The 24,669-nt window shown below is 72.7% G+C and carries 21 protein-coding genes; 8 read left to right on the plus strand and 13 right to left on the minus strand.

Annotation, left to right across the window (positions count from 1 at the left end):
* Window positions 1–29 precede the first annotated feature (29 nt).
* The 5 genes from ACZ4SV_RS02480 to ACZ4SV_RS02500 form a co-directional block, all read right to left on the minus strand.
* Window positions 30–3,338, minus strand: coding sequence for a S8 family peptidase (locus ACZ4SV_RS02480; protein WP_468001298.1), 3,309 nt, complete (start codon window positions 3,336–3,338; stop codon window positions 30–32).
* Between the two features lie 242 nt (window positions 3,339–3,580).
* On the minus strand, window positions 3,581–4,264 hold the full coding sequence (locus tag ACZ4SV_RS02485; RefSeq protein ID WP_397949027.1) for an ABC transporter ATP-binding protein: 684 nt from the start codon (window positions 4,262–4,264) through the stop codon (window positions 3,581–3,583).
* A gap of 44 nt (window positions 4,265–4,308) precedes the next feature.
* On the minus strand, window positions 4,309–5,733 hold the full coding sequence (locus ACZ4SV_RS02490) for an ABC transporter permease (RefSeq protein WP_365883433.1): 1,425 nt from the start codon (window positions 5,731–5,733) through the stop codon (window positions 4,309–4,311).
* 132 nt (window positions 5,734–5,865) lie between these two features.
* Window positions 5,866–7,116 carry a L,D-transpeptidase gene (locus tag ACZ4SV_RS02495; protein ID WP_468000808.1) on the minus strand — a complete coding sequence of 417 codons (1,251 nt, stop codon included), beginning with the start codon at window positions 7,114–7,116 and terminating at the stop codon, window positions 5,866–5,868.
* Between the two features lie 232 nt (window positions 7,117–7,348).
* Complete coding sequence (locus tag ACZ4SV_RS02500; protein ID WP_365883971.1) at window positions 7,349–7,693, minus strand: hypothetical protein; 345 nt, start codon at window positions 7,691–7,693, stop codon at window positions 7,349–7,351.
* Window positions 7,694–7,802: 109 nt separating this feature from the next.
* On the opposite strand from ACZ4SV_RS02500, the gene ACZ4SV_RS02505 reads away from it, so the two are divergent.
* A complete protein-coding gene (locus ACZ4SV_RS02505) occupies window positions 7,803–8,135 on the plus strand; it encodes an LAETG motif-containing sortase-dependent surface protein (RefSeq protein ID WP_365883970.1) in 333 nt (110 codons plus the stop codon).
* A 42-nt stretch (window positions 8,136–8,177) separates the two neighbouring features.
* Entirely contained in the window at window positions 8,178–8,972 is a 795-nt protein-coding gene (locus ACZ4SV_RS02510) for a hypothetical protein (protein WP_468000811.1), read from the plus strand.
* 71 nt (window positions 8,973–9,043) lie between these two features.
* Here the strand turns inward: ACZ4SV_RS02510 and hutH are convergent, their stop codons facing one another.
* The 3 genes from hutH to ACZ4SV_RS02525 form a co-directional block, all read right to left on the minus strand.
* Window positions 9,044–10,603, minus strand: a complete 1,560-nt coding sequence (gene hutH, locus ACZ4SV_RS02515) for a histidine ammonia-lyase (RefSeq protein ID WP_468001300.1) — start codon at window positions 10,601–10,603, stop codon at window positions 9,044–9,046.
* A gap of 88 nt (window positions 10,604–10,691) precedes the next feature.
* Window positions 10,692–11,834 carry a GGDEF domain-containing protein gene (locus ACZ4SV_RS02520; protein WP_468000813.1) on the minus strand — a complete coding sequence of 381 codons (1,143 nt, stop codon included), beginning with the start codon at window positions 11,832–11,834 and terminating at the stop codon, window positions 10,692–10,694.
* Between the two features lie 243 nt (window positions 11,835–12,077).
* Window positions 12,078–12,872, minus strand: a complete 795-nt coding sequence (locus tag ACZ4SV_RS02525; RefSeq protein ID WP_468000815.1) for an enoyl-CoA hydratase/isomerase family protein — start codon at window positions 12,870–12,872, stop codon at window positions 12,078–12,080.
* A 180-nt stretch (window positions 12,873–13,052) separates the two neighbouring features.
* Here ACZ4SV_RS02525 and ACZ4SV_RS02530 point away from each other — a divergent pair, with 180 nt between their 5' ends.
* A complete protein-coding gene (locus ACZ4SV_RS02530; RefSeq protein ID WP_468000817.1) occupies window positions 13,053–13,568 on the plus strand; it encodes a hypothetical protein in 516 nt (171 codons plus the stop codon).
* Window positions 13,569–13,619: 51 nt separating this feature from the next.
* Here ACZ4SV_RS02530 and ACZ4SV_RS02535 read toward each other — a convergent pair whose 3' ends face one another.
* Together ACZ4SV_RS02535 and ACZ4SV_RS02540 are read right to left on the minus strand one after the other, a co-directional pair.
* Window positions 13,620–14,747, minus strand: coding sequence for an adenylate/guanylate cyclase domain-containing protein (locus ACZ4SV_RS02535; protein WP_468000819.1), 1,128 nt, complete (start codon window positions 14,745–14,747; stop codon window positions 13,620–13,622).
* A gap of 952 nt (window positions 14,748–15,699) precedes the next feature.
* Window positions 15,700–16,560: a biotin--[acetyl-CoA-carboxylase] ligase gene (locus ACZ4SV_RS02540; protein ID WP_468000821.1), complete on the minus strand. Its 861-nt coding sequence runs from the start codon at window positions 16,558–16,560 to the stop codon at window positions 15,700–15,702.
* A 110-nt stretch (window positions 16,561–16,670) separates the two neighbouring features.
* Here ACZ4SV_RS02540 and ACZ4SV_RS02545 point away from each other — a divergent pair, with 110 nt between their 5' ends.
* The 4 genes from ACZ4SV_RS02545 (at window position 16,671) to ACZ4SV_RS02560 (ending at window position 19,504) form a co-directional block, all read left to right on the plus strand.
* The gene (locus tag ACZ4SV_RS02545) at window positions 16,671–18,293 is read left to right on the plus strand and encodes an acyl-CoA carboxylase subunit beta (RefSeq protein ID WP_397970936.1); all 1,623 of its coding nucleotides are present in this window, start codon (window positions 16,671–16,673) and stop codon (window positions 18,291–18,293) included.
* A 9-nt stretch (window positions 18,294–18,302) separates the two neighbouring features.
* Window positions 18,303–18,521, plus strand: a complete 219-nt coding sequence (locus ACZ4SV_RS02550) for an acyl-CoA carboxylase epsilon subunit (protein ID WP_397941574.1) — start codon at window positions 18,303–18,305, stop codon at window positions 18,519–18,521.
* Between the two features lie 105 nt (window positions 18,522–18,626).
* Window positions 18,627–18,755: a morphogenic membrane protein MmpB gene (mmpB, locus tag ACZ4SV_RS02555; protein WP_365878601.1), complete on the plus strand. Its 129-nt coding sequence runs from the start codon at window positions 18,627–18,629 to the stop codon at window positions 18,753–18,755.
* Window positions 18,756–18,886: 131 nt separating this feature from the next.
* Window positions 18,887–19,504 carry a Maf family protein gene (locus tag ACZ4SV_RS02560; RefSeq protein ID WP_365878599.1) on the plus strand — a complete coding sequence of 206 codons (618 nt, stop codon included), beginning with the start codon at window positions 18,887–18,889 and terminating at the stop codon, window positions 19,502–19,504.
* Here ACZ4SV_RS02560 and ACZ4SV_RS02565 read toward each other — a convergent pair.
* Complete coding sequence (locus ACZ4SV_RS02565) at window positions 19,476–20,063, minus strand: hypothetical protein (protein ID WP_468000824.1); 588 nt, start codon at window positions 20,061–20,063, stop codon at window positions 19,476–19,478. The genes ACZ4SV_RS02560 and ACZ4SV_RS02565 overlap by 29 nt on opposite strands.
* Window positions 20,064–20,427: 364 nt before the next feature.
* Between ACZ4SV_RS02565 and ACZ4SV_RS02570 the strand changes: the two genes are divergently transcribed.
* Window positions 20,428–22,203: an acetyl-CoA carboxylase biotin carboxylase subunit gene (locus ACZ4SV_RS02570; protein WP_468000826.1), complete on the plus strand. Its 1,776-nt coding sequence runs from the start codon at window positions 20,428–20,430 to the stop codon at window positions 22,201–22,203.
* A gap of 150 nt (window positions 22,204–22,353) precedes the next feature.
* On the opposite strand, the gene ACZ4SV_RS02575 is transcribed toward ACZ4SV_RS02570, so the two are convergent.
* Together ACZ4SV_RS02575 and ACZ4SV_RS02580 are read right to left on the minus strand one after the other, a co-directional pair.
* Entirely contained in the window at window positions 22,354–23,592 is a 1,239-nt protein-coding gene (locus ACZ4SV_RS02575) for a phosphorothioated DNA-binding restriction endonuclease family protein (RefSeq protein ID WP_468000828.1), read from the minus strand.
* Between the two features lie 72 nt (window positions 23,593–23,664).
* Window positions 23,665–24,609: a DeoR/GlpR family DNA-binding transcription regulator gene (locus ACZ4SV_RS02580; RefSeq protein WP_365879190.1), complete on the minus strand. Its 945-nt coding sequence runs from the start codon at window positions 24,607–24,609 to the stop codon at window positions 23,665–23,667.
* Window positions 24,610–24,669: the final 60 nt, after the last annotated feature.

Consider the following 24,669-nt stretch of genomic DNA (forward strand, 5'->3'; position numbering starts at 1 on the left):
CCTCACGCGTTACCGGAGCCGGTGAGGGCTCACTTGCCGTAGTACGCGTGGTAGATCGTGATCTCCGACGTGTTGCCCTTCTTGTCGGTGATCTTGGCGCGGAACGAGACGGCCTTGTTCTTCGCCGGGTTCTTGATGGTGATCTTGCCGTTCTTCACGGTGGTCTTCGTGAAGGTCTTGCCGTCGTAGGAGACGTAGACGGCGAGGGACTTCAGGTTGCCGCCGGCGGCGGCGCCCTCCACGGTGACCGGGAAGGTGACCTTCTTGCCGGCCGCGACGCGGCTGTCCAGGCCCGTGGTGGCCCCGAAGTGCAGGGCGGAGGCGGGCAGCTGGGCGGAGGCGCCCGACGGCTTCTTCGAGCGGAAGGTCCACGTCGCGTCGACCCGCGTGGAGGCCTCGGAGACCTCCGCGGACCGCTTGACCGAGGTGGTCAGCTTGTACGCGGCGTCGCCGGCCGGGACCTTGAAGGTCTCGTCGCCGTACAGCGGGTCGGCGTTGGAGCCGACCTTGGTGCCGTTGCGGTACAGGGTGGTCTTCACCGAGGTGTACGACGAGTACCCGACGTGCTTCCCGGAGTCGGCGAGCAGCGGCAGCATGCCGTAGATCTCGTTGCCGTCGCGGAAGAGGCCGAAGTCCTTGGTGAGGTGCGGGCCGAAGACCGCGGTGTTGACCGTCTTGGTGTAGCTCTGGCCCGCCTTGAAGGCGAACTGGCCGAGCGAGTAGCCGGAGTCGGAGGCCGGGAAGCCGTCCTTGTCCGGCTTGCCCTCCTGGCCGAACTCCAGCTCCCAGCTAACGCCGCCCTTGGCGGACAGGTGCAGGGTGCGGGTGCCGGGCAGGCTCTGCGGCACGCTGATGGAGCTGCCGCTGGTGCTGCCGGGCAGCCAGCCGACCGCGTCGACGGAGCCCTTCTTGCCGTGTGCGGCGGCGCCCATGCGGACCTTCACCGTGGCCAGGTCACCGGCCTTGTAGTGCTTGGTGTAGCCGGTGGCGAGCTGCCTGACCTGGGAGCCGCCCACGACGGAGTACTCCTCGGTCGCGCCCTTGGTCCAGTGGCCGTCCCACTGCTGCCACAGCGTCCCGGCGGGCAGCTGCGCACCCAGGTGGGCGGTGCGGAAGTTCTTGTACGAGTCCAGGAACCAGCCGTAGCCGTACTGGCCGTCGCCGATGGTGACGTCGAACTCCGGCGAGACGAACTCGGACTTGGCGCCCGAGGCCGGGACGGTGATGTTCACCGGCTTGGCCTTGCGCGCGTCGATGGTGATCGTCTGCTTCTTGCCGATGGTCAGCTTCGGCTGCGCGATCCAGTCGATGCCCTTGGCGGGGTTGTCGAGGGCGCCGTAGACGGCGGTGTTGAGGATGTACGTGCCCTTGGGCGCGCGCACCTTCACCGTGCCGGACTTGTCGTACGGGTTCAGCCAGGTGCCGTTGGCCAGGCCCGCCACGCCGCTGAGGTTGGCGTCGTAGTACGGGGCCGGCTTGCCGTCGCGGCCGATGAACTTCAGCGTGACGTCGTAGGACTCCACCTCGCGCTGGACGGCGGCGGCGGTGCGGACCGTCTGGCCGTCGGCCTTCGCCGTCACGTACGCGGAGTAGGCGCCGTCGACGGTGCCGCCCAGCTTGGTGTCGGCGGTGAGGTCGACCGCGGCCGTACCGTGCGCCGGGACGGTCACCTGGGTCGCGCCCAGCTTGAAGAAGCCCGCCGGGGCGGCGGCGCCCTTGGGGTTGGTGGCGGTGCTGGTGAGGCTGAGCGTGACGTCCTTGTCGCCGAGGTTGCGGTACGTCAGCTTCTTGGTGACGGCCTTGTCGTCGGTGTGCGGCCACTGCTGCACACCGAAGTTCAGCGACACCGGCTCGGCGACGACCGACTGCTTGATGGCCTGGTCGACCTGGATGCGGCCCGTGCCCTGCTGGAACGGCGTGTACTTGCCGCCCTTGGCGGAGCCGGTGAGGGCGGCCTTCAGCTCGGTGTAGCCCCAGTCGGGGTGCTCCTGCTTCAGGATGGCGGCGGCGCCCGCGACGTGCGGGGTGGCCATCGAGGTGCCGGAGATGGTCAGGTAGCCCTCGGGCTTCTCCCCGACCTCCTTGTCGATGACGCTGCCCGCGGCCGCGGCGGCGGTGATGTCGACGCCCGGCGCGGTGACGTCCGGCTTGATGGCGCCGTCACCGGCACGCGGGCCGGTGGAGGAGAAGTCCGCCAGGACGTCCTTCTTGTCGACGGCGCCGACGGTGAGCGCGGCGTCCGCGCTGCCCGGCGAGCCGATCGACTGCGGGCCGTCGTTGCCCGCGGCGATCGCGAACAGGACGCCCTTCTCGGCGGAGAGCTTGTTGACCTCGGCCTCGAGCGGGTCGATCTCGGGGGTGTCGTAGCCGCCGAGGCTCAGGTTGATGACGTCGGCGCCCTGGTCGGCCGCCCACTCCATGCCGGCGAGGATGCCGGAGTCGTCACCGTAGCCGTCGTCGTCCAGGACCTTGCCGTTGAGCAGCTTGGCGTCCGGGGCCACACCCCTGTACTTGCCGCCCGACTTGGCGCCGGTGCCCGCCACGATGGAGGCGACGTGCGTGCCGTGCCCGAAGTGGTCGGTGGCGTCGGCGGCGGTGGTGAAGTTCCTGGACTGCGCCACCTGGTCCTTCAGGTCCGGGTGGCGGGTGTCCACACCGGTGTCCAGGATGGCGACCTTGACGCCCTTGCCGGTGTAACCGGCCTTCCACGCGGTGGGGGCGCCGATCTGCGGGACCGACTTGTCGAGGCTCGCCTTGCGGACGCCGTCGAGCCAGACGTGCGCGATACCGGAGGCGGTCTTGCCGCCGTTGGTGAGCGCGTCCCACAGTCCGGCGGTGTCCTTGACCGGGGTCTGCACGGCGTCCGCGTTGAGCGCCGTCAGGCTGCGGCGCAGGGTGCCCGCGTCCCGGACGTCGGTCTTGGCGGCGGTGGCGGTGCCGCGGTAGCCGACGATGACCTTCAGGCCGTTCTTCTGCGAAGCCCGGGTGACGGCCTTGTTCAGCTCGGTGACGTCGAAGAGGCGCTGGTCGAGCGTGCCGGAGGCGACCAGGTGGGCCGCGTCGGCGGGGATGACCAGTGTGTGTCCGGACGTCTTGCGGACCTGGAAGGGTATGTGTTCGCGGCCCTTGGCCCGCTCCAGGCCGACGACGCGGCCCTTGGCGTCGAGGGCGACGCGGTCACCGGTGATCAGGGTGACGTGGTGCTTGGCGGTGAGCTTGGAGGCGGCGGTGGCCGCGGTCGTGGTGCGGCCCGGCTTCGCCGACGCGGGGCTGGTCATACCCGCTGCGAGGGCGACCGCCGCGGCCGTCGCCACGGTGGCCGCGGCCGCGTTCTTCACTTGTCTGCGCAAGTTCTCCCCCTGGAGATGAGGTAACGGGCGAATTCCCCGTTCGCCCGGCCGGGGGCGGACTCGCACATCTGCACGCCAACCCCCCGGATCACGAAGTATGCCGGGGGGTGATCACGCGGCTCAATAGATGAGAGGACGGTGAGAAAGAGCGACCGGAAACTGTTACACGTCGCCCCGGACACCGTTACACAACCGCGAAGTCCCTTTACCGGAAAGGGTGTTATGGACCGTCAGGCGTCGGCGTTCTCCTTCACCGTGATCTTGCCCTTGCGCAGCGTGGCCAGTCGCGGCGCCTTTTTCGCCAGCGCGGAGTCGTGGGTGACCATGATGAAGGTCAGCCCGTGTTCCTTCCACAGGCGTTCGAGCACGTCCATGATCTCGTCGCGCATGCCCTCGTCGAGATTGCCGGTCGGCTCGTCGGCCAGCAGCACCTTGGGCTGCTTCACCACGGCGCGGGCGATGGCGACACGCTGCTGCTGACCTCCGGACATCTCGCCGGGGAGATGCCCGAGGCGCTCGCCCAGGCCGACGGATTCCAGCGCCCGCGCGGCGCGTTCGCGTCGTTCCCCGGCCTTGACGCCGAGGGGGACGAGGGCGGTCTCGACGTTCTCCTGGGCGGTGAGCGTCGGGATGAGGTTGAAGGACTGGAAAACGAAGCCGATGTTCTGGCTGCGGAGCCGGGTCAGCCGTGTCTCGCCGAGCCCGGCCAGGTCGGTGCCGTCCAGGAGGACTTCCCCGGAGGTGGGGCGGTCGAGGCCGCCGAGCATCTGCAGCAGGGTGGATTTTCCGCCGCCGGTGGGGCCCTGGATGACGAGCCGGTCGCCGTCCGGGATGGTGAGGTCGATTCCGTCGAGGGCGTGGACGGTGTCCTTGCCTCTGGTGTAGCGCTTGGTGACGTTTTTCAGCTCGTACACGGGATGGCTCCTGAGTGGTTTACGGGACGGGTCGGAAAGCCGGGTCATTCCACCCGCCGCAGCGCGTCCGCCGGGCGCAGCCGGGACGCGCGCCAGCCGCCGAACGCGCCCGCGACCAGACCGCCGGCCACCGCCAGGCCCACCGCCAGCACGATCGTGGTGACGCTGACCGGGGCGGTGAGCGCCACCTCCAGCGTCTTCGCGGGCTGCCGGCCCGGTCCGCCGAAGCCGCCGCCGGTGGTGCCGCCCGCGCCGCCGCCGAGCTGGGCCTCCAGGCCGGGGCTGACGGCGGTGACGGCGTACGCGCCCGCCAGGCCCAGGGCGATGCCGAGGACGCCGCCGACCAGGCCGTTGACCACGGCCTCGCCGATCACCTGGCCGGTCACCCGGCCGGACTTCCAGCCCAGGGCCTTGAGCGTGCCGAACTCGCGGACCCGCCGGGAGACGGCGGAGGAGGTGAGCAGACCGGCCACCAGGAACGCGGCCGCCAGCACGGCGGCGGACAGCCACCTGCCGACGCCGGCGGCGAGCGAGGAGGCGGTGGACAGGGAGCCGGAGACGGTGTCCGCGAGGTCGGCGGAGGTGGTGACCGTCGTACCCGGGACGTTCTTCCGGATCGCGGACCGGACGCTGCCGATCTTCGTTGAGTCGGTCGCCTCGACGTAGACCGTGGTGACCTTGTCCTTGGCGCCGGCCAGGGCCTGGGCCCGCTTCAGCGGCAGGTACAGGTCGGCGGCGGCGTCACCGCTGTCGGCGGTGGCGATGCCGATCACCGTGAACGCGACGCCCTTGACGGTGACGGTGGAGCCGGCCTTGTACTTCTTCTGCCGGGCGTAGGCGGAGTCCACGACGGCGACCTTGGCGTCCGACTCCGCCGGCCGGAAGGCGCGGCCGCTGGTGATCTTGGAGGAGGTCAGCGGGCCGAGGCCGGGCTTGGTGACGTCGGTGCCGTAGACGGAGTAGCTGTTGACGTCGAAGTCGGCGCCGCCGCCCTGCACCTGGCCCGGGCCGCCTTCGCCGCCGCGCTGGAAGCCGCCGCCGTCCTGCTGGACCTTGCCCCGGGTGAACTGGCCGCTGACCTTGACGACCTGGAGGCTCAGCCCGCCGACCGCGTCCGAGACGCCGGGCTGCGCGCCGACCTTGCCCACCGTGGCGGCGGACAGCGTCTGGAAGCCCTGCACGGTGACGCGGTCGCTGCTCTGGGCGGAACTGTCGTCGTCACCGCGCGCGTCGAACCGGAACCGGGGCCGCTGGGCGTCGCCGGTGGGCGCCGACGCCGCCTTGGTGACCGTCATGTCCGTGCCGAGCCCGTACAGCGACTGGAGGACCCTGTCCTGCGCCTTCCCCATGCCGTTCGACACGGAGTCGACGACGATGACGAGCGCGATACCCAGCGCGAGCCCGGAGGCGACGACGAGGGCCGCCTTTCTGCGGCGGCGCAGTTCGCGCCTCAGGTAGGTGAAGAACATGGCCGCAAGCTAGGCACGGACCGTGATGCCACCATAAGGCCGCCATAAGAGAAGCATGAGAAGGCCGCGGCCGGAGGTGAAAAAGCCGGTGCCGCCCCTGGGGGCGGCACCGGCGGACGGGGTGAGGGGGCGTCAGACGGCCGAGCCGGCCTTCCACTGCGCCCAGTCCATGTTCCAGCCGTTGAGGCCGTTGTCCGGCGAGACCGTCTTGTCGCCGGTGTGCTGGACGACCACCACGTCACCGATCAGCGTGTGGTCGTAGAACCAGGCCGCGGGCGTGCTCGGGTCGCTCGCGCCCTTCTTGTCCTGGAGGCCGACGCAGCCGTGGCTGGTGTTCACGTTGCCGAACACCGAGGGCGCGCCCCAGTAGTTGCCGTGGATGAAGGTGCCGGAGGTGGTCAGGCGCATGGCGTGCGGCACGTCCTTGATGTCGTACTCGCCCTTGCCGTCGTCGTCGGTGAAGCCGACCGTCGCGCCGTTCATCCGGGTCTCCGTGAACTTCTCGGAGACCACCATCTGGCCCTCGTACGTCTTGTTGTCGGGCGAGCCGGCGGAGATCGGTATGGTCTTGACGACCTTCCCGTCCTGCGTGATCTTCATCCGCTTGGTCTGCGCGTCGACGTACGAGACCTGGTTGCGGCCGATGTGGAAGGTGACCGTCTTCTGCTGGACGCCGTAGACGCCGGCGGCGCCCTCGACGCCGTCGAGCGCCAGCTTCAGGGTGACGGTGGCGCCTTCCTTCCAGTACTGCTCCGGGCGGCAGTCCATGCGGTTGGCGCTGAACCAGTGGCAGGCAACCTCCTGGCCGCTGCTGGAGCTGACCGTGATGCCCTTCTGCACGGCCGCCTTGTTGGTGATCGCCTTGTCGAAGTTGATCGACACCGGCATGCCGACACCGACGGTGGTGCCGTTGTCCGGGGTGAAGCTGCCGATGAAGCTGTTGGCCGGGGAGACGGTGGTGAAGGAGGCGTTCTCGTGGGCTATGCGGCCCTCGGAGTCCTTCGCCGCCGCGGCCAGCTTGTAGGTGGTGGACCGCTCCAGTTGGACGCTGGGCTTCCAGCTCTTCTTGTCCGCGGACAGCTCACCGGCGACGGTCTTGCCGTCCCGGCTGGTCATGGTGACGGCCGTCAGGGTGCCCTTGCGCACCGTGACGCCGGCGGCGTTGTTGATCGACGCGTTGTCCGAGCCGTCCTTCGGCGTGATCGTGATCTGCGCCTCGGAGGACTTCTTGGCCGCCGCCTCGTCGACCGTGGCCTGCGAGGTGTCGCCGCTGCCGCCACTGGAGGCATCGGCGTCAGCGCCGGAACACGCCGTGAGCACCAGCACACCACCGAGCAGAGCGGACGCGGCCGTCAGGCCCCTGCGCCGCTTACTGTCCGTCATCACAAGCTTCTCCATCGTTGCCGAGTCGCGATAACCCCGAGAGTCCCCGTCGAGAACCTTCAACGCTACGGCCGGTTCGTCCCGTTCCCCACCCCGTCAGGCTGTGGGGCATCCCACGTCCGCGGCTCGCGGCGGGACGCCGGTGGTGCGGGATGTGGTCCGTGCGCTCCCCCGGGACGACGAAGACCCCGGACGGCGGTCGCCGTCCGGGGCCCTGGGTGCCCCGGGACGCTCAGCCGATGCCGTCCTCTTCCTCGTCGTCCTCCCTATCATCCTCGTCCAGGTCCCACTCGGGCGAATCCGGGTCGTAGTCGATCGCCTCGCTGGACCAGGACGCCTGCTGGAGTTCCACTCCGGGCACCTCGCCGACCAGGTCGAACGGGTCCACGAGATACGCCAGGGCCTCCGCGGTGTCTTCCGTCACAGCGGCCTCGGCCTGGGGCCGCTCCGCCTGGGGCAGCTCGGTGTCCCCGGCCAGCCGGCGCAGCGCGGCCTTGGTCAGCTCGTCCTCGTCGTGCACTTCCAGCACCAGCTCGACGCGAAGCCGTACAAAACGTGAGGTCTCTTCTGTGGTCATGGCGCGAGCGTACGGCCGAAACCTCCCGTGACTTTCCTGTGACCCGCGCCTTTCACTAACATCGCCTCACACGGCCAATTCGCCAGCGTCACAAGGGGATCGATATTCCGTGTCATCCGCTCGCCGCCCGCTGCTGACCGCCACCGCCGCCGGCACCCTGCTGTGCGCGCTGTGGTTCGTCCCGTCCGCGAACGCCTCCCAGGAGGCCCCGGAGAGTCATGCGGCGGCTGTCTCGACACCGGCCCGGGTCGTGCACGTCACGCAGGCCAGAGCGGTCACGGCGCAGAGTGCCGGGACCGCGGAGCCGGCGGTGGAGGAGGCCGAACTGGCCGACACCGGCAGCTTCGACACCACGCCGTACGTCGTCGGCGGCAGCCTGTTCCTCGCCGTGGGCGCCGGATTCGTGGTGTATTCGGTGCGCCGCGAGCGCCTGGGGTTTTGATTTTCCTTGACTGAACTTTGACAGCCCGCACATAGTTCGCCCATGAAGAGATCATCGGGCGGGCGGCTGTGCGCCGCCGCGGTCGTGAGCGTGCTGTCGCTCGCCCTCGTCACCGGCTGTGGCGACGAGAAGTCCCCGGGCGCCGGGAGCACCGCGGGCGGGGACGGGGCGAAGCCGGCCGCGCGGACGCCGAGCGCCGCCGAGCTGGAGAAGCTGATCATCGCCAAGGGCGAGGTGCCCGGGTACACGGTGGGACCGGTCAAGGGCGGCGTCTCCGACCGGAGCAAGGTCACGTCCGCCGACGCCGGGTGCGCCCCGGTGCTCCAGGCCTTCGCCGGCATCGCGCCCGGCACCCCGGCGGCGCACACCAGCCGTATGGCGACCGAGGACAAGAAGGCTCCCACGGACGGCGCCACGTCCCTGGACGGCCTGTCCGACGGCAGGTTCGAGGGCGCGATCAACAAGTCCATGGACCTCGACGTCACCGTGGTCACCCTGGCCTCGTACGACGGGGACGGCGCCGAGCGGGCCCTGAAGTCCGTCCAGGACGCGGTCGAGAACTGCGCGGACGGCTTCGCCGGCGAGCAGGACGGCGAGAAGGGCGAGTTCACCAAGGTCGCCGAGGAGAAGTCCGCCGGCACGGGTGACGCGTCGGTGGCGTTCACGGCGACCGACGAGGCGGGCGAGGACGGCGCGCTGCCGCTGCACGCCGAGGTGGTGCGGCACGGCAACACGCTCGCGACGTACACCACGGTCAACATCGGCGCGATGATGAGCAAGAAGCCGTACACGGTCTCCGCCGCGGTGGTGAAGGCGCAGGCCGCCAAGCTGAAGTGACGTTCCGTCGATGACGCGGAAGGGGCCCCGGCCGTGGCCGGGGCCCCCTCGCGTTCATCCGGAGCCGTGGCTCACTGGAGCGGACCGGTGACCTTCTCCACGGCCGTGAGCAGGTCACCGCCGCGCACGAAGGCGTCGGCGGCGGCCAGGTCGGGCGCGAGGAACCGGTCCGGGCCCGGCCCCTGGACGCCCGCGGCGCGCGCGGCGTCGATGACCGCCCGGGTGGCGGGCGCCGGGGTGAGGCCCTCGCGCAGTTCGACGGCGCGGGTGGCCGCGTACAGCTCGATGGCGATGACCCGGGTCAGGTTGTCCACGGCGGTGCGCAGCTTGCGCGCGGCCGACCAGCCCATGGAGACGTGGTCCTCCTGCATGGCGGAGGACGGGATGGAGTCGGCGGAGGCGGGTACGGCGAGCCGCTTCAACTCGCTGACCAGCGCGGCCTGCGTGTACTGGGCGATCATCAGACCGGAGTCGACACCGGCGTCGTCGGCGAGGAACGGCGGCAGGCCGTGGCTGCGGTTCTTGTCCAGCAGCCGGTCGGTGCGGCGCTCGGCGATGGAGCCCAGGTCGGCGACCGCGATGGCGAGGAAGTCCAGCACATAGGCGACGGGCGCGCCGTGGAAGTTGCCGTTGGACTCCACCCGCCCGTCCTCGCCGGAGCCCGGAGCACCGGGCAGGACGACCGGGTTGTCCACGGCGGCGGCCAGTTCGCGTTCGGCGACCAGGCGGGCGTGCGCGAGGGTGTCGCGGCCGGCGCCGGCGACCTGCGGGGCGCAGCGCACGGAGTAGGCGTCCTGCACGCGCGGGGCGTCGTCCTGGTGGTGCCCGGTGAGCCCGGACCCCTCCAGCACGGCGAGCATGTTGGCGGCGCTGGCGGCCTGTCCCGGGTGCGGCCGGATGGCGTGCAGTTCGGGCGCGAGGACCCTGTCGGTGCCGAGCAGCGCTTCCAGGGTGAGGGCCGCGGTGACATCGGCGGACTTGTACAGGGTGTCCAGGTCGGCGAGGGCCATGATCAGCATGCCGAGCATGCCGTCGGTGCCGTTGAGGAGGGCCAGGCCCTCCTTCTCGCGCAGTTCGACGGGCCGGATCCCGTGCGCGGCGAGCAGTTCGCCGGCGGGCCGTACGGTGCCGTCGGGGCCCTCGGCTTCACCCTCGCCCATCAGGGTGAGGGCGCAGTGGGAGAGCGGGGCCAGATCGCCGGAGCAGCCGAGGGAGCCGTACTCGTGCACGACCGGGGTGATGCCGGCGTTCAGCACGTCGGCCATGGTCTGCGCGACCTCGGGCCGCACTCCGGTGTGTCCCGAGCAGACGGTCTTCAGCCGCAGGAACATCAGGGCGCGGACGACCTCGCGCTCGACCCGGGGGCCCATGCCGGCGGCGTGCGAGCGGACAATGTTGCGCTGTAGCTGGGCGCGCAGCTCGGGGCTGATGTGCCGGGTCGCCAGCGCGCCGAAGCCGGTGGAGACGCCGTAGACCGGGTCGGGCTTGGCCGCCAGCGCGTCCACGATCTCCCGGGCCGCCGCGAGGGCCGCCACCGCCTCCGCCGACAGCTCGACGCGGGCACCCCCGCGCGCCACGGCGAGAACGTCGGACGCCGTGACACCGGACGTCCCCACCACCACAGTGTGCATATCCATATTCAGGAGCGTACGCATTGAATGCGACGGTGTCACTAGTGGAAGGCGGAGTCACCCCTTACCGCGCGGTGTGGGCTTCGCCTCACGGCCGGCGCCCGCGGAACCGGCGCCGCTCGGCGCGCGGCGGCGGCGGCTCGTCGGCCAGCCGTACGACCGGGTCCTCGGGCCCCTCCCGGCCGGCCACCACCGGCCGGCTCAGCCGCAGCGCCTTGGCCCGGTACTGGGCGGCGTCCGCGAGCCGGAACAGCCGCCGGGCGTCCCGCACCTCGCCGATCGCCTCCTCGGTCGAGGCGACCCCGCACGCGACGCCCTCGCCCAGCTCCAACTCCCCCGCCCTGCGGCACACTTCGTCCGCAGCCCGCACCACCTCGTCGGCCGGCGGCCCGACCGCGAGCAGGCAGAACTCGTCCCCGCCGAGCCGCGCGACCAGCGCGCCCGGCACCATCGCGCCGCACAGCGACAGCACCGAGCCGAAGCGTTCGAGGAGCCGGTCGCCTACGGCGTGCCCGAGGGTGTCGTTGACCCGCTTGAGCCCGTTGAGGTCGCAGACGACGAGACTGACGGCCACGCCCTCCACCCGGTGCCGGTCTACGGCCTCCTCCAGGCGCACGTCCACGGCCCGGCGGTTGGCCAGACCGGTCAGCGGGTCGGTGTACGCGAGCCGGCGGGCCTCCTCCAGCCGCTCGGTCTGCGCCATGCCCGCGGCGACGACGGCGGCCAGCACGGTGGCGAAGTCGGCGTCGGCCCGCGCGAACAGCGGCGCACCGACCGGGCGGGCCACGTACAGCTCCCCCCAGGCGCGGCCGTGCAGGACGACGGGGGCGACCACACAGCAGCCGCGGCCCCTGCGGCGCAGGGCCGCGACCCGCTGATGGAGGTACCCGGGGGTGCCGGCGGCCGCGCCGGCGGCGGTCTCCACCCACGCGTGCGGGCCGCCGCCGCCGGCCCAGCGCTCGTGCAGGAACTCGGTGATCTCCGGGAACTGGTGCACCGGATACGTCTCGGACTCCGGGAACTCCTCCTCGTCCGGCGTGCGGTCCCCCACGTTCGCGAGGACCCGGAGGCGGCCCAGCTCGCGCTCCCACACCGACAGCGCGGCGAAGCCGCCGTCCAGCGCGTGGCAGGCCCCGAGGGCGGCGGCCCGCCAGGACTCCCGGGGGGTGTGCGCCGCCGCCATGCCCTGGGCCAGCGCCACGACCGCGGCCAGCCGCTCGTCCTCACCCATTACTCCAGATTAGGGAGGAATGTTCCCTTCCGGGATGTCGGGAGGGCGATCAGGTGGAGCACACGGGCCGGGCCGCCCCTTCCGGGGCGCCGGTAAAAGCGAGCAGGTGGACGGCGAGCCCCCGGCTGCCCCCTTCCGGGATGCCGGGAAGCTGATCAGACGGACCGCGCGGCCCCGGCTGCCCCCTTCCGGGATGCCGGGAAGCTGATCAGACGGACCGCGCGGCCCGGCCCGGGGCCGGGTCTACTCGCCCGGCCACTGCGGCTTGCGCTTGTCGTTGAAGGCCGCCACGCCCTCGGCCCGGTCCCCGGAGAACGCCACCGCCCGCCACGCCGCGTCCTCGACCTCCAGGCCGGCCCGCAGATCCAGTCCGTGCCCCAGCCGCAGCGCCCGCTTGGCGGCCCGCAGCCCCACCGGCGAGTTCGCGGCGATCCGGGCGCCGAGGGCCAGCGCCTCCTCCCGGTCCCGCCCCTCCTCCACCACCTGGTCGACCAGCCCCAGCCCGGCCGCCTCCGCCGCCTCCACCCGCCGCGCCGTGAAGATCAGCTCGGCGGCGCGGGCGGCACCGACCCGCCGGGGCAGCAGCTGCGTGCCGCCGCCGCCCGGGATCACTCCCACGGACACCTCCGGCAGCCCCACCACCGCCGTACGGTCCGCCACGATCAGGTCGCAGGCCAGGGCCAGCTCGAAACCGCCGCCCAGCGCGAAGCCGTGCACCGCCGCGATCGTCGGCATCGGCAGCTCCAGCACCCCGGTGTACGCCCCGCGCGCCACCGGGCGCTGGCGCACCAGTTCGGCGTCGGTGAAGGAGTTCCGCTCCTTCAGGTCCGCCCCGACGCAGAACGCCCGTGCGTGCGACGAGGTCAGCACGACCACCCGGGCCTCGCGGTCACCGGCGAGCGCGGCGCACGCGCCGGCGAGGGAGCGGGCCATCTCCGTGGAGACGGCGTTCATCGCCTTGGGCCGGTCCAGCACCAGCTCCGCGACCGGCCCGTGCCGCCGCACCAGCACGAACTCCCCGAACCGCTCCTCGCTCATGACGCCCTCCGGTTAACGCGGGTTAACTTCCTACACGTCCGATCATCGCAGCCGCGACCGATCCGGAAAAGACCAGGGCCCTACGCCCGTTCGAGTGACAACCCGGCCGTATCCCGGCACCTCGCCCACCGCGGCGCATAACGTGCGCTCCTTCATGGCGCGCGCCGGGGAGGAAAACCCATGACACCGAGGGCGGCACCGCGGAGTGCGCCGGGCGTACGCCGCGGACGGCACCGCAGGCCCCGCTCCCGCACGTGGCTGCTGACGGCCGGCGCCCTGATCCTGGCCGCGGCCGTGTTCGCCGTGCTCCGGACCGCCCCGGCACCGGGCACGGGCGCACCCGCCACGACGGACGCGGTCCCCCGCCCGGCCGACCGCTCCCCGCGCCCCGCGGCGAGCACCCGGGCCGCCACGCCGCCGCCGGCGCCCCCGCCCGTGACCAGCGCGAGCCGTACCCCGCTCCGCACGCCCCCGAGCGCCCCGGACACGCCGTACCCGGACCGTCCGCACCGACCGGAGCAGCTCCGCGCACCGCGCCCGCCGGCCGCGCCCGCGCCGTCCCTCCTGGCCACCCGCTCCGCCCCGCCCGCCACCGGCCCGGCGGGACCCGGTCCGGACCGGCCCGGACCGGACGGGGTCTGCCTGCCGGTGATCGGCCTGTGCGTGGACGTACTCGGCGACCGGGACGGACGGTGACCGGCTGGGACCGGCCGTCGCGGGTGCCCGGCCGGGACGGACGGTGACCGGCTACGGCTGGCTGTCGCGCCGGGTGAGCAGCCAGGGCTCGACCACGCCGAGCCCGCGTACCGGGCGCTGCCACATCGGCTGGAGCGCGAAGCGGTACACCGGCGGCTCCTCGCCCTCCTTCTCGGCCGCCGCCGCGGCCTCCGCCGCCTCCGCCTCGGAGACCGGCGCCTCGCCGGTGCGGATCAGCTCCTCCGCGAAGGCGCTGTCGACCAGGACGGCGTCCCGGGGGGCTATGGACGTCAGCCGGGAGGCCAGGTTGACCGTCGTACCGAACACATCGCCCATCCGGGTGGTCACCGTGCCGAACGCCATGCCGACCCGCAGCGCGGGCATCGTCTCGTCGTTCGCCAGCGTCTCCACCAGCCGCAGCGCGATGTCCGCGGCCGTACCGGCGTCGTCCGCCGCGTACAGCACCTCGTCGCCGAGGGTCTTGATCAGCCGGCCGCCGCGCGCGGCCACCAGGTCGGCTGCGGTCGTCTCGAACGCCTCGACCAGCTCGCCGAGCTCCTCCTCCTCCATCCGGCGGGTGAGCCGGGTGAAGCCGACGAGATCGGCGAAGGCGACGGCGAGCCGCCGGTCCACCATCTCCTCGTCGTCGGCGACCTGCACGACCCGGCCGGCGGAGGCGGCGAGCTGGCGGCGCCAGACGTAGACGAGGAACTCCTCCAGCTCGGGCAGGAGCAGCTCGACGATCGGGTACGTCACCTCGGTGCGGGTCATCCCCGGCTCCGGCGGCTCGGTCAGGCCCTCCAGGAACGAGTCGATCTGCCACTCGGCCAGCCGGGCGGTGGTCTGCCCGGTGGACCGGGCCACCTGCACCGCCATCGCCTCGCTCAGCAGCCCGGCCTCCACCAGACCGGCGAGCCGGCGCAGCGCCAGCACGTCGGCCTCCGTGAGGGCCTTGGCCTGGCCGATGTCCGCGAAGCCCATGGCCCGCCAGAACCGGGACGCCAGCTCCATGGACACACCGGCGCTGCGGGCGGCCTGGAACGGGGTGTAGCGGCGCTCGGCGCCCAGGATGAGCTGTTCGAGCCGCAGGGCCAGCGGGTCCTCGCCGGTGTCGGGGGCGTGGGGATCCACCCGGTCGCCGTCCCCGCCAGCGCCGGAGCCCGTGTCGTCGACGGTCACGCCTGCTGCCCTTCCGATCTGCCGCGGTCAGGTTTCGACCGGCCTCAACTCTACGGCAGGTGTGCGCCAGCTCACTCCGTCGGGCCGGGCCGACGGGTCCCTCCCGGACCCCCGCCACCGCCCCGGGGCCACACCCCCGTCCCCCGCATCGAAGCAGGTCCAAGGCAATCCCGCGCTGGCTGCCACACGCTTCCGGGGGCACCGGCGCCCCGGACCCGGCCGACACCACGAGCGGCCGACGCCCCGGACGGGGCGGCGGCAGGACGCCCGGTGAGACGGTCGCGTACGACGGGAAGGGGCCGCGCCGGGAGGCGTCCGCCCACGGCAGCCGACGCGGCGCCCGCGCCGGGAGGCGACCGCCCGTGGCAGCCGACACGGCACTCGCATCGGACGATGCCCGCCCGCAGCGGCCGACACGGCGTCCGTGCCGGGAGGCGACCACCCGCAGCAGCCAGCGCGACGGCCGTGACGGGAGGCGCCCACCCGCGGCCGTAGACACGGCGCCCGCCCCGGCGGATGTCCGCCCGCGGCAACCGACACAGCGTGCGTGCCGGAAGGCGACCACCCACAGCGGCCGACGCGGCGTCCGTGCCGGAAGGCGACCACCCGCAGCAGCCAGCGCGGCAGCCGTGGCGGAAGGCGCCCACCCACGGCCGTAGAAGCAGCATCCACGCCGGCAGGCGACCGCCCCCGGCAGCCGACACAGCACCCACGCCGGGAAGCGACCACCCGCGGCCGTAGACACGGCACCCGCCCCGGCGGATGTCCGCTCGCGGCAGGCGATACGGCACCCGCGCCGTGTGGTGCCGCCCGCGGCAGCCGGCGTAGCGGCACCGGTCCCTTTGCTCGCGCCCGGTCCCGCGCCGTCCCCACGGCAGACGCCCCCCACGCCGCCCCGGGGCGAACCCCCACCGGCGTCCCCCCGCGCCGCCCCCAGGCGCGCAGCCGCCTCCTAAGCGGGACGCAAATGCACGATGTCCCCCGCTCCCACCGGCTCCTGCACGCCCTCCTTCGTGGCGATGACCAGCCGGCCGTCCCCGTCCAGGGCCACCGCCTCGCCCACCAGCGCCCGGTCGCCCGGGAGTTCCGCCCGCACCTCGCGGCCCAGGGTCGCGCAGCCCGCCGTGTACGCCTCCAGGAGTCCGCTCGCCGAGGCGTCGCCGCCCGCCGTGCGCCAGCGCCCGTACCAGTCCTCCAGCGACCGCAGCACCGCCCTCAGCAGCGGATCGCGGTCCGTGCTCACCGCACCGGCCAGCGCCAGCGACCCCGCCTGCGGCACCGGCAGCTCGTCCGCCCGCAGGGTGACGTTGATCCCGACGCCGACGACGACGCCGTCCGCGCCGGCCCGCTCGGCCAGGATGCCGCCGGCCTTGCGCTCCTGTCCGCCGACGGTCACCAGCAGATCGTTCGGCCACTTCAGCGCCGTGTCGACGCCCGCCGCCCGCGCCAGCCCCGTCGCCACCGCCACGCCCGTCAGCAGCGGCAGCCAGCCCCACCGTGCCACCGGCACCTCGCCCGGTTCGAGCAGGACGGAGAAGAACAGCCCCGAGCGCGGCGGCGCGGTCCAGCTCCGGTCCAGCCGGCCCCGGCCGGCCGTCTGCTCCTCCGCGACCAGCACCACCCCCTCCCCGGCCTCCCCGGCGGCGGCCCGCGCGGCGAGGTCGGAGTTGGTGGAACCGGTCCGCCGCACCACCTCGATCTCCCGGTACAGGCTTCCCTCCCGCACCAGCCCGCGCCGCAGGGACACGGCGTTCAGGGGCGGACGGTCGAGGTCGGACCAGCGGCTGTCGTCTGAGGGATTCTGGGGCGTCATGCAAGCCACCCTAGGTGTGGTAAACGACGCACTGCTGATAGGTGAGCCCGCCACTACTCTACGAATGAGTAACCGTCCCCCCTTTTGAGCAGGCAGGGAGCCGCATCCCGATGTCCGAGCCGGAAGAGCGTCACGAGATCCAAGAGATCGACATCCACACGACCGCGGGGAAGCTCGCGGATCTCCAGCGGCGCATCCACGAGGCGACGCACGCCGGCTCGGAGCGCGCCGTCGAGAAGCAGCACGCCAAGGGAAAGCTGACGGCCCGTGAGCGGATCGAACTGCTCCTCGACGAGGGTTCCTTCGTCGAGCTGGACGAGTTCGCCCAGCACCGCTCCACCCACTTCGGACTGGAGAAGAACCGCCCCTACGGCGACGGCGTCGTCACCGGGTACGGCACGGTCGACGGCCGCCCGGTCGCCGTCTTCTCCCAGGACTTCACCGTCTTCGGCGGCGCCCTCGGCGAGGTCTACGGCCAGAAGATCGCCAAGGTGATGGACTTCGCGCTGAAGACCGGCTGCCCGGTCATCGGCATCAACGACTCCGGCGGCGCCCGCATCCAGGAAGGCGTCGCCTCCCTCGGCGCGTACGGCGAGATCTTCCGCCGCAACACCCACGCCTCCGGCGTCATCCCGCAGATCAGCCTGGTCGTCGGCCCGTGCGCCGGCGGCGCGGTCTACTCCCCGGCCATCACCGACTTCACGGTCATGGTCGACCAGACCTCGCACATGTTCATCACCGGCCCGGACGTCATCAAGACGGTCACCGGCGAGGACGTCGGCTTCGAGGAGCTGGGCGGCGCCCGCACCCACAACACCGCCTCCGGCGTGGCCCACCACATGGCCGGCGACGAGAAGGACGCCATCGAGTACGTCAAGCAGCTGCTGTCGTACCTGCCGTCCAACAACCTCTCCGAACCCCCCGTCTTCCCCGAGGAGGCGGATCTCGCCGTCACCGACGAGGACCGCGAGCTGGACACCGTCGTACCGGACAGCGCGAACCAGCCGTACGAGATGCGCACGGTCATCGAACACGTCCTGGACGACGCCGAGTTCTTCGAGACGCAGGCCCTGTTCGCGCCGAACATCCTCACCGGCTTCGGCCGCGTCGAGGGCCGCCCGGTCGGGGTCGTCGCCAACCAGCCGATGCAGTTCGCCGGCTGCCTCGACATCGACGCCTCCGAGAAGGCCGCACGCTTCGTGCGCACCTGCGACGCCTTCAACGTCCCGGTGCTCACCTTCGTGGACGTGCCCGGGTTCCTCCCCGGCGTCGGCCAGGAACACGAGGGCATCATCCGGCGCGGCGCCAAGCTGATCTACGCCTACGCCGAGGCCACCGTCCCGCTGATCACCGTCATCACCCGCAAGGCCTTCGGCGGCGCCTACGACGTGATGGGCTCCAAGCACCTGGGCGCCGACCTCAACCTCGCCTGGCCCACCGCCCAGATCGCCGTGATGGGCGCCCAGGGCGCGGTCAACATCCTGCACCGCCGCACCCTCGCCGAGGCCGAAGCGAACGGGGAGAACGCCGAAAGCGTCGAGGCGGTACGCGCCCGCCTCATCCGGGAGTACGAGGACACCCTCCTCAACCCCTACGTCGCCGCCGAGCGCGGTTACGTCGACGCGGTGATCATGCCGTCCGACACCCGCGCCCACATCGTCCGCGGTCTGCGTCAACTGCGCACCAAACGGGAATCCCTGCCTCCGAAGAAGCACGGAAACATCCCCCTCTAAGGAGCCGCTGTGACGATCAGAGTCGTACGGGGCAACCCGACCCCCGAGGAGCTGGCCGCCGCCCTGGCGGTGGTCCGTGCCCGCGCCGCGGCGGCAGCGGCGGCGCCGGGCGCGGCGGAGGGCGCGCGCGGCCCGAGGGACGCGTGGTCCGACCCGGCCAGGATCGCGGCGGCCCGCGTCCCGAGCCCCGGGCAGGCGTCCTGGTCCCGCACCTACTGGCCCGGCTGACCTCCGGACCACGCGCGGACCACGCGGTGTGGCGCGGCGGGCGCGGGGCGCCAATTGAGTACCGGTACTCAGGCGCCCGCTCCCGCCAGGCCGCACGCTGGAGGGATGCTGTGGTCAGACCCGGAGGACGAGCCGCCGAAGGAACTGCGTGACGCGCAGGCCATGCTGCGGCGGCTCGGCCTCCTCATGGCCCTCGCGATGGTCCTGGCGATGATCGTGATCGGCCTGAGGTGAGCCCGGCGGCGCGGTCCGGCCAGGCCTTGTCCGGCCCTGCGCGCCGTCGCCCGCGGGGCCCTGTCCGCCCTGCGCGCCGTCGCCCGCGGGGCCGCGGACGGGACCTGCCGGGCAGGCCCTAACCTGGCCGCATGACTGCCACTCCCCGCAGGCGGCTCGTGCTCGCCTCCCAGTCCCCCGCCCGGCTGGGCCTGCTCCGGCAGGCCGGACTCGACCCCGAGGTCATCGTCAGCGGCGTCGACGAGGACGCCGTCACCGCGCCCACCCCGGCCGAGCTGGCGCTCGCCCTGGCCGAGGCGAAGGCGTCGGTGGTCGCGGCGCGGCCCGAGGTGCGCGGCGCCCTGGTGATCGGCTGCGACTCGGTGCTGGAGCTGGACGGGCGGGCGCTCGGCAAGCCGGCCGACGCCGAGGAGGCCACCGCCCGCTGGAAGGCCATGCGCGGGCGGGCCGGGGTACTCCAGACGGGGCACTGCGTATGGGACACGGAGGCCGGGCGGTACGTGTCGGCCACCGCCTCCACCGTCGTCCGGTTCGGCGAGCCGAGCGACGCCGAGATCGCCGCCTACGTGGCCTCCGGAGAGCCCCTCCACGTCGCCGGCGCCTTCACCCTGGACGGCCGTTCGGCGCCGTTCGTGGAGGGCATCGAGGGCGACCACGGCAATGTGATCGGCATCAGCCTGCCCCTGGTGCGCCGGCTGCTGGCGGAACTGGGAGTCGGCATCACGGAGTTGTGGGCGCCCCGGAGCTGACCTGGCCGGGCACGGAGTCCTGCGGCCCGCCGGCGCCGTCCCGCGGTCCGTCCGTACGGCTCGCCGGCACGTCCGCGTCGACGGGCGCCGCGCCCGGTTCGGGCCGGGCGGCCGGCCCGGCGTCCCCGCCGGGCGTGCCGCCGCCGCCCGCGCCCTCCTCGGGGCCGGCCGCGCGGTCGTTGGTCATCAGGACCAGGACGATCAGGCCGCAGACCACGAGCATGAAGACGAACGCCGGCCAGCCGACCGGGCCCCAGGCGAACGCGCCGAGCAGGCCGTGCACGACGGCCACGCTGATCAGCAGGACCCGGCCGAAACCGGCCGGGGCGCGGTCGCGTACGGCGACGAGCGCGGCCACCAGCGCGCACAGGGCGAAGTAGAGCCCGAAGAGGACTCCGGCGACCTTCGAGGACGTCGACATGACGTGCGGGTCGAGGCCGGCCAGGGACATCTTCTGCCGGTCCACGACCATGCCGAGGAACCAGTTCAACGCCGTGACGAACACCGCCTCCCCGAGGAGGACGACCGCCACCGCCCCTGCCACCGGTCTGCGCACCACCGGTCCCCACCCACTCTCACGCCGACAGCCTGTTACCTCAGGTACGTTCGAGACAGCGCGAACGCTACTCACGGGTAAACCGGGGGACAAGGGTTCGGGCGGCAGCAAAGAATCATTGGGCCATTCGTAGGGACTCGACAAAGAATCCGAGTGGGCCGCAGCACGCCCTCACAGAGACCTTGACCACATGACGGGGCTAGGGTTTTCCGCAGGAGTCCTGCGTACCGCGGTACGACATGGGCTTTTGCGGGTCGAGCGAGCCACGTATCACGCTCCGTGTGGGCAAGCTCACCAGTGGGGACGGGTCGAAGTGCCGTGTCGGCAGTCCCTAAACTCGGCTTGTTTCAAGGAGGGAGCCTCAATCGTGCGCAAGGTGCTCATCGCCAATCGTGGCGAAATCGCTGTCCGCGTGGCCCGGGCCTGCCGGGACGCGGGGATCGCGAGCGTGGCCGTCTACGCCGACCCGGACCGGGACGCATCGCATGTCCGCGCGGCGGATGAGGCGTTCGCCCTGGGCGGTGACACCCCGGCCACCAGCTATCTCGTCATCGACAAGATCCTGAACGCCGCCCGCGAGTCGGGTGCGGACGCCGTGCATCCGGGGTACGGCTTCCTGTCGGAGAACGCCGAGTTCGCCCAGGCCGTCCTGGACGCGGGCCTGATCTGGATCGGCCCGCCCCCGCAGGCCATCCGCGACCTCGGTGACAAGGTCGCCGCCCGGCACATCGCCCAGCGCGCCGGCGCCCCCCTCGTGGCGGGCACCCCCGACCCGGTTGCGGGTGCGGAGGAGGTCGTCGCGTTCGCGCGGGAGCACGGCCTGCCCATCGCGATCAAGGCCGCGTTCGGCGGCGGCGGCCGCGGCCTGAAGGTGGCCCGCACCCTGGACGAGGTCCCCGAGCTGTATGACTCGGCGGTCCGCGAGGCGGTCGCCGCGTTCGGCCGCGGCGAGTGCTTCGTCGAGCGCTACCTCGACCGGCCCCGGCATGTGGAGACGCAGTGCCTGGCCGACAAGCACGGCAACGTCGTCGTGGTCTCCACCCGGGACTGCTCCCTGCAGCGCCGCCACCAGAAACTGGTGGAGGAGGCCCCCGCCCCGTTCCTGTCCCCGGAGCAGGTGGCGGAGCTGTACCGGGCGTCGAAGGCCATCTTGAAGGAGGCCCGCTACGAAGGCGCGGGCACCTGCGAGTTCCTCGTCGGCCAGGACGGCACCATCTCCTTCCTGGAGGTCAACACCCGCCTCCAGGTCGAACACCCCGTCACCGAGGAAGTCGCCGGCATCGACCTGGTGCGGGAGATGTTCCGTATCGCCGACGGCGAGGAACTCGGCTACGACGACCCCGTCCTGCGCGGCCACTCCTTCGAGTTCCGTATCAACGGCGAGGACCCCGGCCGCGGCTTCCTGCCCGCCCCCGGCACCGTCACCCGCTTCGACGCCCCCTCCGGCCCCGGCGTCCGCCTCGACGCCGGCGTGGAAGCCGGCAGCGTGATCGGCCCCGCCTGGGACTCCCTCCTCGCCAAACTCATCGTCACCGGCCGCACCCGCAAGGAAGCCCTCCAGCGCGCCGCCCGCGCCCTGAACGAGTTCCAGGTCGAGGGCATGGCCACCGCGATCCCCTTCCACCGCGCCGTGGTCACCGACCCCGCCTTCGCCCCCGAGCTGACCGGCTCCAGCGACCCGTTCACGGTCCACACCCGCTGGATCGAGACCGAGTTCGTCAACGAGATCAAGCCCTTCACCGCGCCGGCCGAGGCCGGCGCGGAGGACGAGGCCGGCGGCCGCGAGACGGTCGTGGTCGAGGTCGGCGGCAAGCGCCTGGAAGTCTCCCTGCCCGCCTCCCTGGGCATGAGCCTGGCCCGGACCGGTCTCGCGGCCGGCGCCAAGCCCAAGCGCCGCGCGGCCAAGAAGTCCGGCCCGGCCGCCTCCGGCGACACCCTCGCCTCCCCGATGCAGGGCACCATCGTCAAGATCGCCGTCGAGGAAGGCCAGGAAGTCGAGGAAGGCGACCTCGTCGTCGTCCTCGAAGCCATGAAGATGGAACAGCCCCTCAACGCCCACAAAACCGGCACCATCAAGGGCCTGGCGGCGACGGTGGGCGCATCCGTCACCTCGGGCGCGGCCATCTGCGAGATCAAGGACTGAGCCGAGCGGCGAGCACCTGCGCCACGCCCGGCGGACCGGCTGTCCCGGTCCGCCGGGCGTGGCGTTTCCCGGACCGCCGGGCGTGGCGTTTTCCCGGACCGGCGCCGGTCCGCGGCACCCGTCGCCCTTCCCCTGCGGGCGGCAGACGGCTCAGGAAAGCGGCGGGCGGGCGTCGAGGCGCATGCTCCGGTGACGTTCCTCCGCCACCCGCAGCAGGATCTCGCGCAGTTCCTCGCGCGTGCTGCCCCGGGTCTTCACGGCGTGGCAGTTCGGGCACAGGGCCACCATCTGACCGGGGTGGTCCCGCCCGCCCAGGGCGAGGTCACGCACATGGTCGATCTCCAGTATCGGCTGGCGCCGGTCCGTCACATCCGCGGGCTGGCCCGTGCAGCCCGGGTTCTCACACCGCCCCTGGCTGCGCTTGAGCACCAGATAGCGGGCGGCCCGGGAGCGCTTCGGCCGGTGTGTGGTCCGTGTGTCGCGCCCGCCGGCGCCGTTCGCGGCCTCCCGCTGTTCGATGAGCCGACAGCCCCGCTCGTACTCGGCCGCCGTGACGAGCCAGGGCTCGGGCCGGTCCGCCGCCTCCCCGGCCGCCCGCCCGGGCTGCTCCGGCTCCGTGCCGGTCTCCTCCAGGCCCACGTCCGCGAGGAGCGGGGCCGGGTCGAGACCGTCGAAGAACGTGCCGAGCAGTTCGTCCAGTACCGCGAGCCGGGTGACGGGCGAGTGCCGGAGGAGGTCGTAGACCGCCTCGGTCGGACCGCCGCGCGGCCGGTGCTCGGCGAACCAGCGCTTCAGTCCCGCGTCCCCGTGGGCCGTGGGCACCTCGCCCGGGTGGTCGGGCAGCGTCCACAGCCCGTCGCGGCACAGGGACGCCACGGGGTAGTCCGGGCGCGGCCGTTCCCCACGGGCTCCGTGCCGCGCGAGCAGCGCCGCGAGCGCCTGCTCCGTCTCCGTCCAGGCCAGCAGCCGCGGTTCACCGCGCAGGGCGCGCCCCATCGCCCACAGCAGCGTGACGGGCTTGTACAGGGCGGGCCGGCCGGCGACGCGGTGCGCCCGCATCGCGGTGACGCGCCGGAGCAGCCCGCCGTGGGTGAGGGTCCCGTCCGGCGGCGGGTCCTGCGCCATCGAGAAGCCGAGCGTCTCCAGGAGGGCCACGGCGTGCTTCGCGCCACCGGAGAACTCCGCCGCGGCCAGGGGCCGCCGGCCGGGCAGGTACCCGTGCGCGGCCCCGACGATCGCCTTCGAGTCGTAGCACCTGCCGTGGTGCGCCAGCAGGTACCGGCGGGCCGGCCGGAAGCCGTAGCGGGCGAGGAAGGCCGCTCGGCCGAGGCGGTCGTACTCCTCCATCGCCTGTTCTATCTCGACCCGGGTGATGTCCGTCAGCGCCATGCCCGCACTGTAGGCGGGGCCACCGACAGCGCGGGGTCCCGCGGACGGTGGCTGTCCCGCGGGCGGCGGGCGCTACCGCCGCCGCAGGTCCGCGACGCGGGCGCGGTCCGGGTTTGCCGGTTCGGGGAGGGGGGTGGTGGAGCGGAGCGGGGAGGGGCCCGGTGCGTGGCTTCTGCGTGGTCCCGGCAGGGGGGTGCGGCGGCCCGCCGGGACCTGGTCACCCCCCTGGTTCCCGCTCCCTCCCGCCACGGCGATCTGCACGCCCTGGTCGGCGAGCGCCTGCAGCTCCGTGGCGGCGCGGTCGTCGTGGGCCGGGGGCTCGTCGGTGACCAGCCGGGTGATCAGGTCCGTCGGCACGGTCTGGAACATCGTGTCCGTGCCCAGCTTGGTGTGGTCGGCGAGGACCACGACCTCCGCGGCGGCCTGGACGAGGGCCCGGTCGACGGATGCCGAGAGCATGTTGGAGGTGGACAGACCGCGTTCGGCGGTCAGACCGCTTCCGGAGAGGAAGGCCCTGGACACCCGCAGCCCCTGGAGGGACTGTTCGGCCCCGGAGCCGACGAGGGCGTAGTTGGAACCGCGCAGGGTGCCTCCGGTCATCACGACCTCCACCCGGTTGGCGTGGGCCAGTGCCTGGGCCACCAGCAGGGAGTTGGTGACGACCGTCAGGCCCGGCACGCGCGCGAGGCGGCGGGCCAGCTCCTGCGTGGTCGTACCCGCTCCGACCACGATGGCCTCGCCCTCTTCGACGAGGCCCGCGGCGAGGTCGGCGATGGCCGTCTTCTCGGCGGTCGCGAGGTGCGACTTCTGCGGGAAGCCGGATTCCCGCGTGAACCCGCCCGGCAGCACCGCACCGCCGTGCCGGCGGTCGAGGAGTCCTTCTGCCTCCAGCGCCCGCACGTCCCGCCGTACGGTCACTTCGGAGGTCTGGACGACGCGGGCGAGTTCACGGAGCGACACGGCACCGTTCGCTCGCACCATTTCGAGGATCAATTGGCGACGTTCAGCAGCGAACACGAAACAGACAGTAACCCCAGCGACCGTCTGCTTTCAGCAGTTTGCGGCGAATAGCAGAAG

The sequence above is a fragment of the Streptomyces sp. NPDC027672 genome, from assembly GCF_055566335.1.

Excerpts from the sequence above, each read along its gene's own strand:
- ACZ4SV_RS02490 (WP_365883433.1), bottom strand. The coding sequence starts at position 5,733 with ATGTTCTTCACCTACCTGAGGCGCGAACTGCGCCGCCGCAGAAAGGCG.
- ACZ4SV_RS02525 (WP_468000815.1), bottom strand. The coding sequence starts at position 12,872 with ATGAGCGAGGAGCGGTTCGGGGAGTTCGTGCTGGTGCGGCGGCACGGG.
- ACZ4SV_RS02545 (WP_397970936.1), top strand. The coding sequence starts at position 16,671 with ATGTCCGAGCCGGAAGAGCGTCACGAGATCCAAGAGATCGACATCCAC.
- ACZ4SV_RS02560 (WP_365878599.1), top strand. The coding sequence starts at position 18,887 with ATGACTGCCACTCCCCGCAGGCGGCTCGTGCTCGCCTCCCAGTCCCCC.
- hutH (WP_468001300.1), bottom strand. The coding sequence starts at position 10,603 with ATGCACACTGTGGTGGTGGGGACGTCCGGTGTCACGGCGTCCGACGTT.
- ACZ4SV_RS02495 (WP_468000808.1), bottom strand. The coding sequence starts at position 7,116 with ATGACGGACAGTAAGCGGCGCAGGGGCCTGACGGCCGCGTCCGCTCTG.
- ACZ4SV_RS02520 (WP_468000813.1), bottom strand. The coding sequence starts at position 11,834 with ATGGGTGAGGACGAGCGGCTGGCCGCGGTCGTGGCGCTGGCCCAGGGC.
- ACZ4SV_RS02510 (WP_468000811.1), top strand. The coding sequence starts at position 8,178 with ATGAAGAGATCATCGGGCGGGCGGCTGTGCGCCGCCGCGGTCGTGAGC.
- ACZ4SV_RS02500 (WP_365883971.1), bottom strand. The coding sequence starts at position 7,693 with ATGACCACAGAAGAGACCTCACGTTTTGTACGGCTTCGCGTCGAGCTG.
- ACZ4SV_RS02540 (WP_468000821.1), bottom strand. The coding sequence starts at position 16,560 with ATGACGCCCCAGAATCCCTCAGACGACAGCCGCTGGTCCGACCTCGAC.
- ACZ4SV_RS02530 (WP_468000817.1), top strand. The coding sequence starts at position 13,053 with ATGACACCGAGGGCGGCACCGCGGAGTGCGCCGGGCGTACGCCGCGGA.
- mmpB (WP_365878601.1), top strand. The coding sequence starts at position 18,627 with ATGCTGTGGTCAGACCCGGAGGACGAGCCGCCGAAGGAACTGCGTGAC.
- ACZ4SV_RS02575 (WP_468000828.1), bottom strand. The coding sequence starts at position 23,592 with ATGGCGCTGACGGACATCACCCGGGTCGAGATAGAACAGGCGATGGAG.